This is a genomic window from Hydrogenophaga sp., from assembly GCF_019264445.1.
Taxonomy (GTDB): domain Bacteria; phylum Pseudomonadota; class Gammaproteobacteria; order Burkholderiales; family Burkholderiaceae_C; genus Hydrogenophaga.
Window position 1 is genome coordinate 15,163 of sequence record NZ_JAHVAB010000007.1, and the last position, 17,052, is coordinate 32,214.

The 17,052-nt window shown below is 67.5% G+C and carries 16 protein-coding genes; 1 reads left to right on the top strand and 15 read right to left on the bottom strand.

Going from position 1 to position 17,052, the window contains the following annotated elements; all coding sequences use genetic code 11:
* Nucleotides 1–4 precede the first annotated feature (4 nt).
* Nucleotides 5–631, bottom strand: coding sequence for a LysE family translocator (locus tag KXJ60_RS00560; RefSeq protein ID WP_291123300.1), 627 nt, complete (start codon nucleotides 629–631; stop codon nucleotides 5–7).
* A 92-nt stretch (nucleotides 632–723) separates the two neighbouring features.
* On the opposite strand from KXJ60_RS00560, the gene KXJ60_RS00565 reads away from it, so the two are divergent.
* Nucleotides 724–987, top strand: coding sequence for a hypothetical protein (locus KXJ60_RS00565; protein ID WP_291123302.1), 264 nt, complete (start codon nucleotides 724–726; stop codon nucleotides 985–987).
* Nucleotides 988–1,039: 52 nt separating this feature from the next.
* On the opposite strand, the gene dnaJ is transcribed toward KXJ60_RS00565, so the two are convergent.
* The 14 genes from dnaJ to KXJ60_RS00635 form a co-directional block, all read right to left on the bottom strand.
* On the bottom strand, nucleotides 1,040–2,173 hold the full coding sequence (dnaJ, locus tag KXJ60_RS00570; protein ID WP_291123304.1) for a molecular chaperone DnaJ: 1,134 nt from the start codon (nucleotides 2,171–2,173) through the stop codon (nucleotides 1,040–1,042).
* A gap of 80 nt (nucleotides 2,174–2,253) precedes the next feature.
* Entirely contained in the window at nucleotides 2,254–4,191 is a 1,938-nt protein-coding gene (gene dnaK / locus KXJ60_RS00575) for a molecular chaperone DnaK (protein WP_291123306.1), read from the bottom strand.
* A gap of 89 nt (nucleotides 4,192–4,280) precedes the next feature.
* Nucleotides 4,281–4,841 carry a nucleotide exchange factor GrpE gene (gene grpE / locus KXJ60_RS00580; RefSeq protein ID WP_291123309.1) on the bottom strand — a complete coding sequence of 187 codons (561 nt, stop codon included), beginning with the start codon at nucleotides 4,839–4,841 and terminating at the stop codon, nucleotides 4,281–4,283.
* Nucleotides 4,842–4,985: 144 nt separating this feature from the next.
* Nucleotides 4,986–5,324: a winged helix-turn-helix transcriptional regulator gene (locus tag KXJ60_RS00585; RefSeq protein ID WP_291123311.1), complete on the bottom strand. Its 339-nt coding sequence runs from the start codon at nucleotides 5,322–5,324 to the stop codon at nucleotides 4,986–4,988.
* A 158-nt stretch (nucleotides 5,325–5,482) separates the two neighbouring features.
* Nucleotides 5,483–6,022: a MarR family winged helix-turn-helix transcriptional regulator gene (locus tag KXJ60_RS00590; protein WP_291123314.1), complete on the bottom strand. Its 540-nt coding sequence runs from the start codon at nucleotides 6,020–6,022 to the stop codon at nucleotides 5,483–5,485.
* 11 nt (nucleotides 6,023–6,033) lie between these two features.
* The gene (locus KXJ60_RS00595; RefSeq protein ID WP_291123317.1) at nucleotides 6,034–7,743 is read right to left on the bottom strand and encodes an acyl-CoA dehydrogenase family protein; all 1,710 of its coding nucleotides are present in this window, start codon (nucleotides 7,741–7,743) and stop codon (nucleotides 6,034–6,036) included.
* Between the two features lie 13 nt (nucleotides 7,744–7,756).
* Nucleotides 7,757–9,496 carry a tannase/feruloyl esterase family alpha/beta hydrolase gene (locus tag KXJ60_RS00600; protein ID WP_291123320.1) on the bottom strand — a complete coding sequence of 580 codons (1,740 nt, stop codon included), beginning with the start codon at nucleotides 9,494–9,496 and terminating at the stop codon, nucleotides 7,757–7,759.
* A 37-nt stretch (nucleotides 9,497–9,533) separates the two neighbouring features.
* Nucleotides 9,534–10,268, bottom strand: a complete 735-nt coding sequence (locus tag KXJ60_RS00605) for an ABC transporter ATP-binding protein (protein ID WP_291123323.1) — start codon at nucleotides 10,266–10,268, stop codon at nucleotides 9,534–9,536.
* A 1-nt stretch (nucleotide 10,269) separates the two neighbouring features.
* Entirely contained in the window at nucleotides 10,270–12,039 is a 1,770-nt protein-coding gene (locus tag KXJ60_RS00610; RefSeq protein WP_291123326.1) for a branched-chain amino acid ABC transporter ATP-binding protein/permease, read from the bottom strand.
* Between the two features lies 1 nt (nucleotide 12,040).
* Nucleotides 12,041–13,081: a branched-chain amino acid ABC transporter permease gene (locus KXJ60_RS00615; RefSeq protein ID WP_291123329.1), complete on the bottom strand. Its 1,041-nt coding sequence runs from the start codon at nucleotides 13,079–13,081 to the stop codon at nucleotides 12,041–12,043.
* 149 nt (nucleotides 13,082–13,230) lie between these two features.
* Nucleotides 13,231–14,364 (bottom strand): ABC transporter substrate-binding protein, encoded by a 1,134-nt coding sequence (locus KXJ60_RS00620; RefSeq protein ID WP_291123332.1) that lies wholly within the window; start codon nucleotides 14,362–14,364, stop codon nucleotides 13,231–13,233.
* Between the two features lie 55 nt (nucleotides 14,365–14,419).
* Nucleotides 14,420–14,839: an acyl-CoA thioesterase gene (locus KXJ60_RS00625; RefSeq protein ID WP_291123335.1), complete on the bottom strand. Its 420-nt coding sequence runs from the start codon at nucleotides 14,837–14,839 to the stop codon at nucleotides 14,420–14,422.
* On the bottom strand, nucleotides 14,836–15,600 hold the full coding sequence (locus KXJ60_RS00630) for an SDR family NAD(P)-dependent oxidoreductase (RefSeq protein WP_291123338.1): 765 nt from the start codon (nucleotides 15,598–15,600) through the stop codon (nucleotides 14,836–14,838). The genes KXJ60_RS00625 and KXJ60_RS00630 overlap by 4 nt, the downstream gene beginning before the upstream one ends.
* A gap of 16 nt (nucleotides 15,601–15,616) precedes the next feature.
* A complete protein-coding gene (locus tag KXJ60_RS00635; RefSeq protein WP_291123341.1) occupies nucleotides 15,617–16,864 on the bottom strand; it encodes a thiolase family protein in 1,248 nt (415 codons plus the stop codon).
* Nucleotides 16,865–17,052: the final 188 nt, after the last annotated feature.

Sequence of the window (17,052 nt, forward strand, 5' to 3'; positions counted from 1 at the left end):
TGCATCACGCGCTGCGCCGCGTGAACAGCAACAGCCCGCCCATCAGCGTGAACAAGCCGCCGCAGATGCGATTGACCCAGCGGATCGGGCCGCTCTGGCGCAGCAGAGGCGCCAGGCGCGACACGCTGAGCGCGCACGTGGTGAGCACGGCGAACTCAAAGGCCATGAAGGTCAACGCGAGGATGGCGAACTGGGGCACCATCGGTGCGGCCGGGTTCAGGAACTGCGGGAAGAATGCGGCGAAGAACAGCACGGCCTTGGGGTTGCTGGCACCCACCAGCAGGCCCTGCAGATAAAACGAGCGACGTGGTTTGCCTGCGGCCTGACCATCAACCGCCATGGGCGACGCATCGGTGCGAAAGGTCTTGATGCCCAGCCAGACCAGGTAGGCGGCGCCAATCAGCTTGGCCGCCGTGAAGGCGGTTTCGGACGCGGCCAGCAACGCGCCCAGACCCATGGCCGACAGCACCATCACCACCAGCACGGCGCTCACCGAGCCGGCCACCGAGGTCATTGCCCGGCGCGGGCCGTGGTTGAGTGCATTGGTCATGCACATGAGCATCGTGGGTCCGGGCGTGGCAATCAGCAACGCAACGGCTGCAACGTAGAGGAGGTAGGTGGAGAGCGTCATCGTGGGAGGGGTGTTCGAAACGGCGTGGCCGCACCAAGCATAGCGATACAGTGCGAAGACGCCCGCGCTGGCGGCATCACACGGGAGTTCACATGACATTGCGCAGCAGTCGGATCGGGTCCATCGCGCTGGGGCTGCTGGCCCTTGTGTTGGCCGTGGCCGCTGCGCTGGTGTCGGCGTGGGCGATCGAGAAGGCCACGATGCCCTTCAACGAGGAGGGCAACCACTTTGACGGGCTGGTGGTGCACCACGCGGGCAGCGAATGGGTGATGGCGGCGTTGGCGCTGCTGCTTTGGGTGCTGGTCGGGCTGGCCGGCTGGGGGGCTTGCCGCCTGCACCGGCGCACTCGCGGTTAAGCCCGCGCAAAAAAAGCGACGCCGTGGCGTCGCTTTTTTGTGGGGTGCGCGATCAGCTGAAGAACGACTTCGCTTTTTCGAACCAGCCCTTGTCGTTCGGGCTGTGCTTGTGGCCGCCCTTCTTGAACGACTCGTCGAGCTCCTTGAGCAGTTTGCGCTGGTGCTCGGTGAGCTTGATCGGCGTTTCCACGGCCACGTGGCAGTACAGGTCGCCGGGGTAGCTGCTGCGCACGCCCTTCACGCCCTTGCCGCGCAGGCGGAAGGTCTTGCCGCTCTGCGTGCCTTCGGGCAGGTCGATGGTGGCCTTGCCCGCGAGGGTCGGCACGTCGATCTCGCCGCCGAGGGCCGCCACGGTCATGCTCACGGGCACCTGGCAGTGCAGGTCGTCGCCCTCGCGCTCGAAGATGTCGTGCTTGCGCAGACGCACTTCGATGTAGAGGTCGCCCGAGGGGCCGCCGTTCTGACCCGGCTCGCCGTTGCCGGTGCTGCGGATGCGCTGGCCGTCGTCGATGCCGGCGGGGATCTTGATCTCCAGCGTCTTCTGCTTCTTGATCTTGCCCTGGCCACTGCAGGCGGTGCAGGGCTCGGGGATGATCTTGCCCTGGCCATGGCAGGTGGGGCAGGTTTGCTGCACGCTGAAGAAACCCTGGCGCATCTGCACCGAGCCCTGGCCGTGGCAGGTGGGGCAAGTCTTCACGCTGGTGCCGGGCTTGGCGCCGGTGCCGCTGCACACCTCGCAGTTGTCCCACGAAGGAATGCGGATCTGTGTTTCCTTGCCGGCGGCCGCTTCTTCCAGCGAAATCTCCATCGCGTAAGAGAGGTCGGCACCGCGGTACACCTGACGGCCCGAACGCTGGCCGCGTGCGCCGCCGAAGATGTCCCCAAAGATGTCGCCGAACGATTCCGAGAAGCCGCCAAAGCCTTCGCCGCCGCCGGGGCCGCCGCGCATGTTGGGGTCGACGCCCGCGTGGCCGTACTGGTCGTAGGCGGCCTTTTTCTGCGGGTCGGACAGCATCTCGTAGGCCTCTTTGGCCTCCTTGAATTTCTCTTCGGCGGCCTTGGCCGCGTCACCCTGGTTGCGGTCGGGGTGATGCTTCATCGCCAGCTTGCGATACGCCTTCTTGATCTCGTCGTCGCCGGCGTTCTTGGGCACGCCCAGCACTTCGTAAAAATCGCGTTTAGCCATGGTCTTTTGCGGTTCAGTTGGAACACAAACGCCGCGGCAGGTTGCCCTGACGCGGCGGATGATCGAGGGCGCTCAGTCGATCAGGACTTCTTCACTTCTTTCACTTCGGCGTCGACCACGTCGTCGTCGGCCGGCTTGCTGCTGCCTTGGGCGGCTGCGCTGTCGGTGCCACCCGCTGCGGCGGCGGCTTCAGCCTGCGACGCGGCGTAGACCTTCTCGCCCAGCTTCTGGCTGGCCGACATCAGGGCTTCGGTCTTGGCCTCGATGGCTTCCTTGTCCTCGCCCTTGGCGGCTTCTTCCACGTCCTTCACGGCCGCTTCGATCGCTTCCTTCTCGGCGGCTTCGAGCTTGTCACCGTGCTCGCCCAGCGATTTCTTCACGCTGTGCACCATGGCCTCGGCCTGGTTGCGCGCCTGCACGAGTTCGACCTTCTTCTTGTCGTCGGCCGCGTTGAGCTCGGCGTCCTTCACCATCTGCTGGATCTCCTCTTCGGACAGGCCGGAGTTCGCCTTGATGGTGATCTTGTTTTCCTTGCCGGTACCCTTGTCCTTGGCGCCGACGTGCAGGATGCCGTTGGCGTCGATGTCGAACGACACCTCGATCTGCGGCATGCCGCGCGGTGCGCTCGGAATGCCTTCGAGGTTGAATTCGCCCAGCAGCTTGTTGCCCGAGGCAATTTCGCGTTCACCCTGGAACACCTTGATGGTCACGGCCGGCTGGTTGTCTTCGGCGGTCGAGAACGTCTGCGCGAACTTGGTCGGGATCGTGGTGTTCTTCGTGATCATCTTGGTCATCACGCCACCCATGGTCTCGATGCCCAGGCTCAGCGGGGTCACGTCGAGCAGCAGCACGTCCTTGCGGTCACCCGAGAGCACCTGGCCCTGGATGGCGGCGCCCACGGCCACGGCTTCGTCGGGGTTCACGTCCTTGCGCGGCTCCTTGCCGAAGAACTCCTTCACCTTCTCCTGCACCTTGGGCATGCGGGTCATGCCGCCGACCAGGATCACGTCGTGGATGTCGGAGGCGCTGATGCCCGCGTCCTTGATGGCCATGCGGCAGGGCGCGATGGTGCGTTCGATCAGCTCTTCCACCAGGGCTTCGAGCTTGGCGCGCGTGAGCTTGATGTTCAGGTGCTTCGGGCCCGAGGCATCGGCGGTGATGTAGGGCAGGTTCAGGTCGGTGGCGGCCGAGCTGGAGAGCTCGATCTTGGCCTTCTCGGCGGCTTCCTTCAGGCGCTGCAGCGCGAGCACGTCCTTCGACAGGTCAACGCCTTGCTCTTTCTTGAACTCGCCAATGATGTAGTCGATGATGCGCTGGTCGAAGTCTTCGCCACCCAGGAAGGTGTCGCCGTTGGTGGACAGCACTTCAAACTGCTTCTCGCCATCGACGTCGGCGATCTCGATGATGGACACGTCGAACGTGCCGCCACCCAGGTCATAGACGGCGATCTTGCGGTCGCCCTTTTCCTGCTTGTCCAGGCCGAAGGCCAGGGCGGCGGCGGTGGGCTCGTTGATGATGCGCTTCACGTCCAGGCCGGCAATGCGGCCGGCGTCCTTGGTGGCCTGGCGCTGCGCGTCGTTGAAGTACGCGGGCACGGTGATCACGGCTTCGGTGACGGGCTCGCCCAGGTAGTCCTCGGCGGTCTTCTTCATCTTGCGCAGGATGTCGGCGCTGACCTGCTGGGCCGAGATCTGCTTGCCGCGCACTTCCACCCAGGCGTCGCCGTTGTCGGCGGCCACGATGGAGTAGGGCATCAGGTTGATGTCCTTCTGCACTTCCTTCTCGGTGAACTTGCGGCCGATCAGGCGCTTGATCGCGTACAGCGTGTTCTTGGGGTTGGTCACGGCCTGGCGCTTGGCGGATGCGCCGACCAGCACCTCGCCGTCTTCCTGGTAGGCCACGATCGAGGGCGTGGTGCGCGCACCCTCGGCGTTCTCGATCACCTTGGTGGTGTTGCCTTCCATGATGGACACGCACGAGTTGGTGGTGCCCAGGTCAATGCCGATGATTCGTCCCATGTTGTTGCTCCGATGCGAAAAATGAAAATGTGAAAAACGATGTGGGGAAGGTGTGGATAACCAGTGGGTATTTCAAGCCCGCAGGGCCGTCATTTCGGCGCGGCCACCGTCACCAGGGCCGGGCGCAGCACGCGGTCGGCAATGAGGTAGCCCTTTTGCAGCACGGCCACCACGGTGTTGGCTTCCTGGTCGGCCGGCACCATGCTGATGGCCTGGTGCTGGTGCGGATCGAACTTCGCGGCCTGCGCCGGGTTGATCTCCAGCACCTTGTGGCGCTCCAGCGCGCTCTTGAGCTGCTTCAGGGTGGCTTCGGAGCCTTCGCGCAGCTGCTCGCGCGTGGCTTCCTGGATGGACAGGCCGGCCTCCAGGCTGTCGGCCACGGCCAGCAGGCTTTCGGCAAAGCTTTCCACGGCGAACTTGCGCGCCTTGCTCACCTCTTCCTCGGCGCGGCGGCGGGCGTTCTCAGCCTCGGCCTTGGCGCGCAGGAACTGGTCGGCCAGATCGGCGTTCTGCGCCTTCAGGTTCGAGACCTCCTGCGTCAGGGCGGCGGTGGCATCGGCCTGGTGGGCGGCCTCGGCGGCCAGGGCCTCTTCGGGGCTCACGGGCGCGTTCTGATCGGGATGGTCGGGGTGGGAAGGCGTCTGGCTCATGGGTTTTTGAGGGGCGTGAAATCGACGGCCAAGACGGCCATGCGTGGCAATTGGGGCCAGCTGGCCCGGATTCAAGGGGTGGGGGTGGCACTTCTGCCACCGGGGACGCTGCCGACGCTGGGCGGCGGGTCCAGGGGCGTGATTCTATGTCCCGGCGTGGGGCTGGCCGGTGGCCGACACCGCGCGCGCCTGCTGCTGGGACCATTTGCCCGCAAACTGCTGCACCTCGGCGAGGCGGCGCGCCAGCTCGGCACCCTGGGTGGTGAGCCGGTAGCCGTTGCCGCTGTGGTCCACCAGTCGGGCCGCGCGCAGTTCCTTGATGCGGGTGTTCAGGGTGTTGGGCGTGACGCCCCCCACGCTGTCCTGCAGCAGCCGGAAGGTCTGGGGGTGGCCATCGCTCAGGGCCCAGATCACGCGCAGCGCATAGCGCGACTCCAGCAAGTCGAACAGCTGGATCACAGCGGCGTTGTCCTTGGCACTCATGCGCGGTCTCCTGGAGCGGCCCTGACGGCTCAGCCACTATAGGCAGGAAAGCGGAGCGCTACGCGTTTGCTAGCTGCGTGCGCTGCAGCAATGTGGCGCAAAGACCAAGGCTACGGATTTACCCGGATTGCGTTCGGGCCAGCCATGCGGCGAATCGTTCAGCCCCGGTACACCTTGCGCAGCAGGCCAATCAGGGTCTGGAGCTCTTCGGGTGAGAGCCGGCCGGCCACGTCCTGCTCCAGCTGCGAGGCCGTGGCCTGCGCTTCGCGGTACAGGCGCTGGCCCGCGGCCGAGAGGTGCAGGCCCTGTGCGCGCCGGTCGGTGGGGTGGGCCTTGCGCAGGATGAGGCCGCGCTTGTGCAGGCTCTTGATCAGGCCCACGAGGTTGGGCGGCAGGATGTCGAGCGCGGCGCAGATCTGGCGCGAGGTCACGCCCGGGTTGTGCGCCACCACCGAGAGCACGGAGAAGTCCACCGGCCGCATGCCGTAGGGCTCCATGCGGCGCAAAAACACGCCGATCACCGACAGGGCGGCGCGGCGCGCGTTGTAGCCCAGCAGGGTTTCGAGGAAGCCGGTGTCGATCTCGGGCGCGGTGCTGGTGCCGCTCTCCGGCATGAGCGGGGCGTCGAGCGGTGCGGCCGGGGTCTTGCGCCCGGCCCGGGGGCGGCGCAGGGCGTTGGCAACGGAGGCGTCGGGCATGGTGTGGTGCTTCAGCTGGACAGGGTGGCGTCCAGCATACCGAGGCGCATGTCGAACTCGGGCCAGACCCAGCGCCAGAACGCGTTGGCGGCTTGCGGGGTGCCGGCGGGCGCTTGCGGCGTGGCGGCCACGCGCTCCCAGGCCCAGGCCATGAGCAGCAGCGCGGTGGCGCGCAGGAAGTCGTCGGCCAGCCAGTAGGGGCGCTCGGGCGCGGCCGTGGCGCCGCGGGTGGCGGGCACGAGGCGGTCGCGCACGAACAGCGCAAAGCGCGCCAGCGCTTCACGCGTGCGTCCGGCTTCGGGCAGGGCGCGCAGATCGTCGCCCAGGTCGGCCAGCAGGGCCTGCAGCGCGGCGGCACCGTCGGGCAGGGTCTTGCGCACCAGCAGGTCGATGGCCTGAATTTCGTTGGTGCCTTCGTAGATCATGGCCACGCGCGCATCGCGCACGTGTTGCTCGATGCCCCACTCGCGCACATAGCCGTGCCCGCCCAGCACCTGCAGGCAGGCGCTGGCGCCGGTGAAGGCCTGTTCGGTCCAGGCCGACTTGAGCACCGGTGTGACCAGGCTGCACCAGCGCGCGGCCGCTTCGCGGCGCGCCGCATCAGGGTGGTGTTTCTGCGTGTCGAGTTCGAGCGCGGTGCGGTAGGCCACCACGCGCCCGGCATCGACCCAGGCGCGCTGGGTGTCCAGGATGCGCTGCATGGCGGGGTGCAGGGCAATGGCATCGGCCTCACCTGCCTTGCTCGCGCTGCCGGGGGCGCGCATCTGGCGGCGCTCCTGCGCGTAGGCGTGGGCTTTTTGCCAGGCGGCGTCGAGCAGGCCGACGCCTTGCAGGCCCACCAGCAGGCGCGCGGCGTTCATCATGACGAACATCGCGTTGAGCCCCTTGCCGGGCTCGCCCACGATGGCGGCGCGGGCCTCGTCGAAGCGCATCACGCAGGTGGGGCTGCCGTGCAGGCCCATCTTTTCTTCGATGCGTTCGCAGTGCACGGCGCTGCGCGTGCCGTCTTCGTGGAACTTGGGCACGAGGAACAGCGAGAGGCCCTTGGGGCCGGGCGGGGCATCGGGCAGGCGCGCGAGCACGAGATGCACGATGTTGTCGGTGAGGTCGTGCTCGCCGCCCGAAATGAAAATCTTGGTGCCGCTGAGCGCGAAGTGGCCATCGGCCTGCGGCACGGCCTTGGTGCGCACCAGCCCGAGGTCGCTGCCGGCGTGGGGTTCGGTCAGGCACATGGTGGCCAGCCATTCGCCCGAGGCCAGCTTGCCCAGGTAGCGCGCCTTGATCTCGTCGCTGGCGTGGTGGCGCAGGCATTCGTAGGCGCCGTGCAGCAGGCCCGGCGCCATGGTCCAGCCGTGGTTGGCGGCGTTGAGCTGTTCGTGCAGCACCGCTTCGAGCACCGTGGGCAGCCCCTGGCCGCCGTCGTCGGTGGCGCAGGCCAGCGAGGGCCAGCCGGCTTGCCAGAAGGCCTGGTAGGCGTCGCGAAAACCCGGCGGCATGGTTACCGCGCCGGCTTTCCACTGCGCACCCACTTCGTCGCCTTCGCGGTTGAGCGGGGCGATCACCTCGCCCACGAACTTGCCGGCCTCGTCGATCACCTGCGTGAGCAACCCGGCGTCGGCATGTTCGGCCAGCGCGGGCAGCTCGGCCAGCACGCTGGGGGCGCGCAACACCTCCATCAACAGGAAGGCGTGGCGGTCGGCTTGGGGCTGATAGCTGTTCATGGTCGGGCGGGATTCATCGGCAGGTGAAGCTGGACGCGGCTTCCACCGAGCCGGTGCCGTTGTACTGCGCCACCGTGGGGTAGGCGCACAGCGGGCGGCTGCGCTGGGGCGACCAGTCGGCCGGCAGCTCGGTGTTGGCGCCTGCGGGGTTGCCGGCGCCGCGCGCGCTCGCCGTGATGGCTTGCGGGGCCACGCCTTGCTCCACCCACTTCACGAGTGGCGAGAGCAGGTCGAACTGGTCGGTGGCTGGGCCGCCGCTGCAGTGGTTCATGCCGGGCACAGGGAAGTAGCGCGCGAAGTCGGCGCCCTGGCCACCCTGCGAGCGGTTCACCCGCTCCACCCACTGGCGGGTGTCTTCGGCCGAAAAGATCGGGTCGCTCACGCCGTGGTACAGCACCATCTTGGCGCCACGCTCGCGCAAGGGCAGCAGGTTGTCGGGCCGCTCATGACCGGGTGGGCCCATGAGCGCCAGGCCCGATTCGCGGTAGGTGTCGCTGGTGGCGGCCACTGCGCCGAGCAGGGCGTCGATGTGGGCGGTGGCGAAGTTGACCGGTGCGGCGGGTGGGGCGGTGAACACGGTGCCGACCGACAGCGGGTCCAGCGCCACGGCGTTGACGAATTTCCAGGTCGCCCAGTTGCTGCCGGCGATGCCGGGGTCGTGCGGGAAGGCGCTGTAGATGGCTTGCCCGTTGGCGGCCTTGCCGCCGGCCTGCACCTGGGCCAGCGTGGTTTTTTGTGCGGGCGTGAGGCAGCTGCCGTTGCCCGGTCCGCTGCAGGTGGGCACGTCGCGCACCACGTCGAACGCGGCCTGGCAGGCTTGTGTGGCGTGCACCAGGCCGTCCTTCAGGCCGTCGAGTGCGTCGCAGCGCTCGAGGATGGCGCGGGCCACCGTCTGGCGCTCGGCGGCGGGCAGGGCGCTGCCCAGGTCCGGAATGCTGGCGTTGGGGTTGAGCGGGTGCTTCACGGTGGCACCGGGCGTGGCCAGGGGTGCCCAGCGTTGAGCGCCCCACAGCTGCGCCAGCGCGGCATTGGGCAGGCGGTAGCCGGGTGCGCCAATCAGGTAGCCGTCGTACTGCGTGCCCAGGCGCGCAGCGGCCACCATGGCATGGCGCCCGCCGTTGGAGCAGCCGCCGATGTAGGAGCGGTCAGGGCCTTTGCCGTAGGCCGACGCGATCAGCGCCTTGGCCATGGGCGTGAGCTTGGCCACGGCCTGGTAGCCGTAGTCCAGCCGGGCCTGCGGCTCCAGGCCAAACACGGCGGTCTGCGCACCGGTGTGGCCGGCATCGGAACTGATGACCGCAAAGCCTTGCACCAGCGCGCCCGTGATCGGGCCGCCTCCCAGCGCACCCTCTGCGGGGCGCACGGCACCATCCACCCCGCCGTTGCCCTGGTAGTAGAAGCGCCCGTTCCAGGTCTGCGGCAGGCGCATCTCGAAGCCGATGGCGTAGTCGCGGCCGTCGCTGCCCTTGCGCGCGTGCATCTTGCCTTTGACAAGGCAGTGCGCCGCCACGGGCTGCCCCGCGAGCATGAGCCCGCCGGCGGCCACGGGCGCAGCGGAATCGAGCGCGGTCTGCTCGAAGCGGAACTGGGCCACGAGTGCTTCGCACTGGCCCAGGCTGGCGCCTGATGCGGCCTTGAGCGGTGCCGCTGGCGTGGGGGGTGCCGTGACCGAAGGGGCGGTGCCGCAAGCCACGAGCGCCAGGCCCAGGGCGGCAGGCAGGGTGAGGCGCGCAACGGGTGTCGACTTCTTCATGCGGTGTCTCCGGTCAGGGCTTCAGGGCTTCAAGGCATCACGCGCTCTTGCGCGCGGTGCCCAGGTAGGTCTCGATCACGCGGGGGTCGCTGGCGAGTTCGCTGGCTGGGCCTTGGGCGCTGAGCTCGCCCATCTCCAGCACGTAGCCGTGGTCGGCCACCTGCAGCGCGGCGCGGGCGTTCTGCTCCACCAGCACGATGGTCACGCCGGTCTGGCGCAGCCGCTCGATGATGGAAAAGATCTCGCGCACGATGAGCGGCGCCAGGCCCAGGCTGGGTTCGTCGAGCATGAGCAGGTCGGGGCTGGACATGAGCGCGCGGCCCACGGCCAGCATCTGGCGTTCACCACCCGAGAGCGTGCCGGCCAGCTGGGTGCGGCGCTCCTGCAGGCGCGGGAAGATGCTGTAGACGTCGTCGAGCTTGCTGCGCCATTTCGAGTTGCCCATCCGCATCTGGCGAAAGCCGCCGAGCAGCAGGTTGTCTTCCACCGGCATGGTGCCGAAGAGCTCGCGCTTTTCGGGCACCAGGGCCATGCCGTTCATCACGCGCTCTTCGAGCGTGAGCGCGGTGATGTCCTGGCCGCGGAACGTGACCGTGCCCTGGCCCGGCAGGATGCCCATGAGCGTGTTGAGCAGCGTGGACTTGCCCGCGCCATTGGGGCCAATGACGGTGATCACGCCACCGGGCTGCACCTCGATGTCGATGCCGTGCAGCACCTCGGCGCGGCCGTAGCCGGCGCGCAGGCCCTTGACTTGAAGAATGGGGTTGCTCATGTCAATGCTCCGTGCCGAGGTAGGCGGCGCGCACCTTCGGGTCTTGCTGCACCTGCTCGGGTGGCCCCTGGGTGAGCAGGGTGCCGAATTCCATCACCACCAGGTGGTCGCAGATCTGCATCACCAGGTCCATGTCGTGTTCCACCAGCAAGATGCTCATGCCTTCGCTTTTGAGCTGGCGCAGCACACCCGCCAGCGCCTGCTTTTCCTTGTGGCGCAGGCCGGCGGCAGGCTCGTCGAGCAGCAGCAGGGTGGGGTCGGCGCAGAGGGCGCGGGCAATCTCCATCAGCCGCTGCGGGCCCATGGCCAGGTTGCCCGCCTGCTCGTGCAGGTACTCGCCCATGCCGATGCGCTCGAGCTGGCGCTGCGCCTCGCGAAAGAGCTGCCGTTCTTCGGCGCGGTTGGTGCGCAGCATGGCGGGCAGCACGCCCTTGCGGCCGCGCGTGTGCGCGCCCAGCGCCACGTTCTCCAGCACGGTCATGTCCGGGATCATCTTCACGTGCTGGAAGGTGCGCGCCATGCCCAGCTGCGCAATGGCGCGCGAAGGCTTGCCGATGACGTTGCCGCCCTGGAACTGCACCACGCCACTGGTGGCCGGCAGCACGCCGGTGATGAGGTTGAACGTGGTGGACTTGCCCGCGCCGTTGGGGCCGATCAGGCCCACGATCTGGCCGGCGTGGATCTGGAAGCTGATGTCGTTCACCGCCACCAGGCCACCAAACTGCATGCGCGCCTTCTGCACGTCGAGCACCAGCTCACCAGTGGCGGGCTTGGCGCGCTCGGGCAGGGCGGCGGCGTTCTGCCAGTCCACCGTGCGGGGCTTTTGCGGCATGCGCTTGCCCACCATCGACCACAGGCCGTCGGGCAGGTACTTCAGGACCACCACCAGCGCGATGCCGAAGACGATCACTTCGTAGCTGCCGCTGGTGCCCATGAGCTTGGGCAGTAGCACCTGCAGCTGGTCTTCGAGCACGCGGATGAGGCCGGCGCCCACGATGGCGCCCCACACATGGCCCACGCCACCGATCACCGCCATGAAGAGGTACTCAATGCCCATCTTCAGGCCGAAGGCCGAGGGGTTCACCGTGCGCTGGAAGTGCGCGAGGAGCCAGCCTGCAACGGAAGCGAACAGCGCGGCCAGCACGAAGATGGTGACCTTGTAGCGGAAGGTGCTGATGCCCATGGCCTCGGCCATCTGCGAGCCGCTCTTGAGCGAACGGATCGCGCGGCCCGCGCGCGAATCCAGCAGGTGCAGCAGCGCGGCCACGAAGGCCAGCAGGATCACCCACGTGAGCACAAAGAAGGCACGGCCCTGGCCGATGTCGTAGCCGCCAATGGACAGGCTCTTGATGCCGAGCAGGCCGTCGTACTTGCCCAGCGCATCGAGGTTGCCCATGAGGTAGTACAGCGACAGGCCCCAGGCTATGGTTGCCAGCGGCAGGTAGTGGCCCGACATGCGCAGCGTGATCAGCCCGACCAGCAGCGCGCTGCCGGCGGTGAGGCCCAGCCCGATGAAGAGCGTGATCCAGGGCGACATGCCCAGGTTGAGCGTGAGCCATGCGGTGGTGTAGGCGCCAATGCCCACGAACGCCGCCTGCCCGAACGAGGTGAGGCCACCCACGCCCGTCAGCAGGATCAGGCCCAGCACGGTCATGCTGTACATGCCGATGTAGTTGAGCTGCGTGATCCAGAAATCAGGCAGCGGCAGCACGGCGACCAAGGGGATCGCTGCCGCCAGCACCAGCAGCCCCGTGTTTTGAATTTTTGCCATTTCAGTGGTCCTCGTCGGAATGCTTGCTGCGCAGGGAGCGGAACAGCAGGACGGGCAGGATCAGGGTGAACACGATCACTTCCTTGAAGGCGCTGGCCCAGAACGAGCCAAAGGCCTCGATGACGCCCACACCCAGGGCCGCCACCAGCGCACCGGGGTAGCTGGCCAGGCCAGCGGCCACGGCCGCCACAAAGCCCTTGAGGCCGATCAGGAAGCCCGAGTCGTAAAACACGGTGGTGGTGGGGCCAATGAGCAGGCCCGAGAGCGCGCCGATGAAGGCGGCCATGGTCATGGTGAGCTGGCCGGAGGCCTGCGACGAAATGCCCATGAGGCGCGCACCGGTGCGGTTGACCGCGATGGCGCGCAGCGCCTTGCCGCGCAGCGAGCGCTCGAAGTAGAGCCAGAGCATGACGATCAGCGCCACCGCTGCGGCAAAGGTGATGATGGCCTGGCCCGACAGCATCACCGGGCCCACGGTGTAGCGCGCGTCCCAGAAGGCCGGGTTGCGAAAGCCCTCGGCGCCAAAGAACACCAGGCCCAGGCCGGTCATGGCGAAGTGCACCCCCACCGACACGATCAGCAGCACCAGCGGCGTGGAGCTTTCCAGCGACTGGTAAGCCACGCGATACACCAGCGGGCCATACACCGTGACCACCGCCACGCTGAGCGCGGCCTGCACCCACAGCGGGAACTGCTGCGGCGCCGCCCAGATGGCGACCACCGACACCACCACCGGCAGCGCCAGCGTGCGCCCTGCCGCCTTGAACGCGATGAGCGCGTTGCGGTGGTGCTGCCAGCGGCTGGAGAGCTCCATGAGCGCCGCCACGCCGGCCAGCAGCAACAGCAGCCACACCGTGCCGGGCACCTTGCCCGTTTGAAAAATGGCCAGCGTGAGCGCGCCATACGCGACGAACTCACCCTGGGGAATGAAGATGATCCGGGTGACGGTAAACACCAGGACGATGGCCAGCCCCAGCAGCGCGTACACCGCACCGTTGGTCAGACCATCCAACGCCAGGATGCTGGCGATTGAGAAATCCATAAAAAGCCTCAGCGCAGGAAAGAGACACTCTCGAACAGAGACACCGAGGGTCCGGCTACGCCGGCCCGAGGTGTCGTCCCCCCTCGAAGCGCCGAAGGCGCGCCACAGAGGGGGGAAGCCGCGTCAGCGGCGCAGGGGGGAGTTCCGAATCACTCGACTTTGAACTTGCCGTCCACCACCTTGAGCATCACACCGGTTTCGTTGGTGTAGCCCCAGTGGTCGGTGGCCGTCCAGTTCATCACGCCGTGCGAGAAGATGGTGCGGCCCATGGTCTCCATGCCGTCGCGCAGGGCGGCGCGGAATTCGGGCGTGCCGGGCTTGCCCTTCTTCAGGGCCACGGGCACCACCTTCTCCAGCACGATCTGCGCGTCGTACGAGTGGCCGGCGAACTGGTTGCGCGAGTTGGCGCCGTAGGCCTTTTCGTACTTCTGCACGAAGTCCACCGCCACCTTCTTGGAAGGGTGGCTGTCGGGCAGCTGCTCGGCGATCACGGCCGGGCCGGAGACCACAAACGCGCCTTCCACCGCCTTGCCACCGACGCGCATCAGGTCTTGCGTCGCGGCGGCGTGCGTCTGGTAAATCTTGCCCTTGTAGCCACGGTCGATCATGGCCATGTGCGGCATGGCCGCGCCGCTGCCCGAGGCCACGATCAGCACGGCGTCGGGGTTGGCGGAGGTGATCTTCAGGGCTTGCGGGGTGGCGCTGGTGTCGGTGCGGGCAAAGCGCTCGGTGGCAATGATCTTGATGCCGGCCTGGTCCAGCAGCGGCGTCACTTCCTTGAGCCACTGTTCGCCGTAGGCGTCGGTGTAGCCCAGGAAGCCGATGGTCTTGATGCCTTGCTTCTTCATGTGCTCGACCACGGCGTGGCCCATCACGGTGTTGGACTGCGGCAGGCGGAACACCCACTTGTCCTTGCCGGGCGGCAGGCCCACGGGTGAGCCGGTGAGCTGCACGGTGCCCGCTTCGGTGGCGATGTCGCTCATGGCGGCGGCCACGGCCGTGATGCTCGAACCGATGATCATGTCCACCTTGTCTTCGGTCACGAAGCGGCGTGCGTTGGCCGCGCCCTTGCCCGGGTCGGTGGCGTCGTCGAGGATGATCAGGTTGACCTTCTCTCCGGCGATGCTGGCGGGAAACAGCTTGAACTGGTTCTGCATCGGGATGCCCAGGCCGGAGCCCGGGCCGGTGAGCGAGAGGCTCACGCCGATGTTGATGTCGGCCAGTGCAGCGGTGCTGGCCAGTGCCGTGACGGCCACGGCGATGAGGGTTTTGACGGCTTTCATTCGAGGTCTCCTTCTGGGTGGTGAAAAGGTGCGGGGACAGGGAACAGGGGTCGACTCAAGAGCACAGGGCCTTGATGTCTTCGGGCACGGGAATGGCCTTGATGCGGTCGGGCGTCTCGGGTGGGTGGATCACGAAGGCGCGCGTTTCGGTGCCTTCGCACAGCACGTCTTCGCCGCGCTTGACCACGTGCTTGTGCATGAACACCTTCTCGCGCCATTCGGTCACGCTGGTGTGGATCTGCAGGCGCTCCCCGTAGGTGGCCGGGCGCGAGAACTTGGTGTGGATCTCCAGCAGCGGCGTGCCCACGATGCCGCGCGTCTTCTTCAGCTCGCGCCAGGGCGGCACGCCGCACTTGACGAAGAAGTTCAGCGAGGACGCGTCCATCCACTTCGAGAAGTTCGGAAAGAACACGATGCCGGCGGGATCGCAGTCGCCGAACATCACTTCCACTTCGTAAACCACCACTTTGCTCATCTTGGGGCCATTCTCAAAGCGCCATCCAGGCGGATCACTTCGCCATTGAGGTGCGTGTTGGTGACGATGTGCGCCGCGAGCTGCGCGAACTCTTCGGGCTTGCCCAGGCGCGGCGGGAACGGAATGCTCGCGGCCAGCGAAGCCTGCACCGGCTCGGGCAGTTGCTTCATCAGCGGCGTGCTGAAGAGACCCGGCGCAATGGTGCACACGCGAATCCCGTGCTGCGCCAGATCGCGCGCCATCGGCAGCGTCATGCCCACCAGGCCGCCCTTGGAGGCGCTGTAGGCCTGCTGGCCCACCTGGCCGTCAAACGCGGCCACGCTGGCGGTGAACACCATCACGCCGCGCTCACCGTCTTCCAGCGGATCGAGCTTCGCGCACGCGGCGGCGAACAGGCGGCTGGCGTTGTAGGTGCCGATCAGGTTGACGTTGATGACCTTGGCAAAGTCCTCCAGCGGGGCGGGGCTGCCGTCTTTGGCCACCACGCGTTTGGCGCTGCCGATGCCCGCAATGTTCATGAGGATGCGCGCAGGACCGTGGGCCGCTGTGGCAGCGTCCATGGCGGCCTGCAGGCTCTCGGTGTTGGTGATGTCGCAGTGGCAGGCGATGCCGTTGATTTCGCTGGCCACGCGCTTGGCGTTGTCCAGGTTCACGTCGAGCACGGCGACCTTGGCGCCCAGGCGCGCGAGCTCGCGCGCTGTGGCTTCGCCGAGCCCTGAGCCGCCGCCGGTGACGAGGGCAGCGTGTCCTTGAATGTTCATGGTGATGTCCTTGTGGTCATGCTTGTGTGTTTTCGATGAGGAGTGCCATGCCCTGGCCGCCGCCCACGCAGGCGCTGGAGATGCCATAGCGCTGGCCGCTGCGCTGCAGTTCGCGCGCCAGCGTGAGCGTGAGGCGAACGCCGGTGGCCGCCAGCGGGTGGCCCAGCGCAATGGCACCGCCATTGACGTTGAGGCGGTCCAGGTCCATGCCCAGTTCGCGCGCCACCGCCAGCGTTTGTGCGCCTTGGGCTTCGTTCACTTCAAAGCGGGCGATGTCGCCCAGCTGCAGGCCGGCGCGCTCCAGCAGCAGGCGAATGGCCGGCGCCGGGCCAATGCCCATGATCTCGGGCGGCACGCCGACGGCGGCGGCGGCCACCACGCGGGCCAGCGGCTTCTTGCCCTGTGCCTTGGCGTAGCTCCCGGAGGCCACCACGCAGGCCGCGGCCGCGTCCACCAGCGCCGAGCTGTTGCCACCGGTCTGCACGCCGCCTTCAAACACCGCCTTGAGCTTGGCCAGCACCTCGGGCGGCGAGACGCGCGGGTGCGTGTCGGTGGCCACCTCGGTGAGCTTGCCCTGCAGCTTGATGCCGCGCGGCTTGTAGCCGGCCAGCTCGAACTTCTCGGTGATCACCGGCACGATCTCGCCCGCCAGGAAACCGCTTTCCTGCGCGGCCACTGCCCTGGCAAACGAGGCCGAAGCGAACGCGTCCACCTCTTCACGGGTGATGCCGTACTGTTTGGCCAGGTTCTCGGCGGTCTGGATCATGTTGATGCCGGCGGCCGGGTCTTTCAGCGCTTCCCACATGTAGTCCTTGAAGCCCACGGGCGCACCCAGCTTGAAGCCGGTGCGGTGGTCGAAGGCGGCAATCGGGTTGCGCGTCATGCTCTCGGTGCCCACCACCAGCGCCGCGTCGCAGGCGCCGCCCTGGATGTGCTCGCCCGCCTGGCGGAACAGCTCGAAGCCGGTGCCGCAAATGCGCTGCGCCATGATCGCCGGCACCTCCACCGGCACGCCGGCATACAGCCCGATGTGGCGCGGCAGGAAGAACTGGTCGAAGTCGCCCGGGGCCATGTTGCCCGCCACCACCGAGCCGATGTGCTCGCCCGGCACGCCCGCGCGCGCCAGCGCTTCGCGGGCGGCCTTGATGCCCAGGTCGGTGGGTGAGATGTGGCCGAGCGCGCCGCAGTAATCCACCATGGGCGTGCGCACGCCGTCGATCAGCCAGACGTCGTCGAATGCGTTGAAGAAGCCTCGGGTTGCCATGTCGTCGTTGCTTTACTGGGGTTTGAGGATGGCGTGCAGCGTGTCGGCGTGCAGGCGCTCCACGGTTTCGGCGCGGTGCGCGAGCACCCCGCGCTGGTTGATCGAGCCCTTGTCGGTGATCTCGCCGCGGTCGATGGTGGGCGGATCGGCCAGCAGGCGCAGGCGCGCGATGCGGCTGGCGCCTGTCT

Coding starts and splice junctions, on each gene's coding strand:
- KXJ60_RS00560 (WP_291123300.1), bottom strand. CDS start 631: ATGACGCTCTCCACCTACCTCCTCTACGTTGCAGCCGTTGCGTTGCTG.
- KXJ60_RS00565 (WP_291123302.1), top strand. CDS start 724: ATGACATTGCGCAGCAGTCGGATCGGGTCCATCGCGCTGGGGCTGCTG.
- dnaJ (WP_291123304.1), bottom strand. CDS start 2,173: ATGGCTAAACGCGATTTTTACGAAGTGCTGGGCGTGCCCAAGAACGCC.
- dnaK (WP_291123306.1), bottom strand. CDS start 4,191: ATGGGACGAATCATCGGCATTGACCTGGGCACCACCAACTCGTGCGTG.
- grpE (WP_291123309.1), bottom strand. CDS start 4,841: ATGAGCCAGACGCCTTCCCACCCCGACCATCCCGATCAGAACGCGCCC.
- KXJ60_RS00585 (WP_291123311.1), bottom strand. CDS start 5,324: ATGAGTGCCAAGGACAACGCCGCTGTGATCCAGCTGTTCGACTTGCTG.
- KXJ60_RS00590 (WP_291123314.1), bottom strand. CDS start 6,022: ATGCCCGACGCCTCCGTTGCCAACGCCCTGCGCCGCCCCCGGGCCGGG.
- KXJ60_RS00595 (WP_291123317.1), bottom strand. CDS start 7,743: ATGAACAGCTATCAGCCCCAAGCCGACCGCCACGCCTTCCTGTTGATG.
- KXJ60_RS00600 (WP_291123320.1), bottom strand. CDS start 9,496: ATGAAGAAGTCGACACCCGTTGCGCGCCTCACCCTGCCTGCCGCCCTG.
- KXJ60_RS00605 (WP_291123323.1), bottom strand. CDS start 10,268: ATGAGCAACCCCATTCTTCAAGTCAAGGGCCTGCGCGCCGGCTACGGC.
- KXJ60_RS00610 (WP_291123326.1), bottom strand. CDS start 12,039: ATGGCAAAAATTCAAAACACGGGGCTGCTGGTGCTGGCGGCAGCGATC.
- KXJ60_RS00615 (WP_291123329.1), bottom strand. CDS start 13,081: ATGGATTTCTCAATCGCCAGCATCCTGGCGTTGGATGGTCTGACCAAC.
- KXJ60_RS00620 (WP_291123332.1), bottom strand. CDS start 14,364: ATGAAAGCCGTCAAAACCCTCATCGCCGTGGCCGTCACGGCACTGGCC.
- KXJ60_RS00625 (WP_291123335.1), bottom strand. CDS start 14,839: ATGAGCAAAGTGGTGGTTTACGAAGTGGAAGTGATGTTCGGCGACTGC.
- KXJ60_RS00630 (WP_291123338.1), bottom strand. CDS start 15,600: ATGAACATTCAAGGACACGCTGCCCTCGTCACCGGCGGCGGCTCAGGG.
- KXJ60_RS00635 (WP_291123341.1), bottom strand. CDS start 16,864: ATGGCAACCCGAGGCTTCTTCAACGCATTCGACGACGTCTGGCTGATC.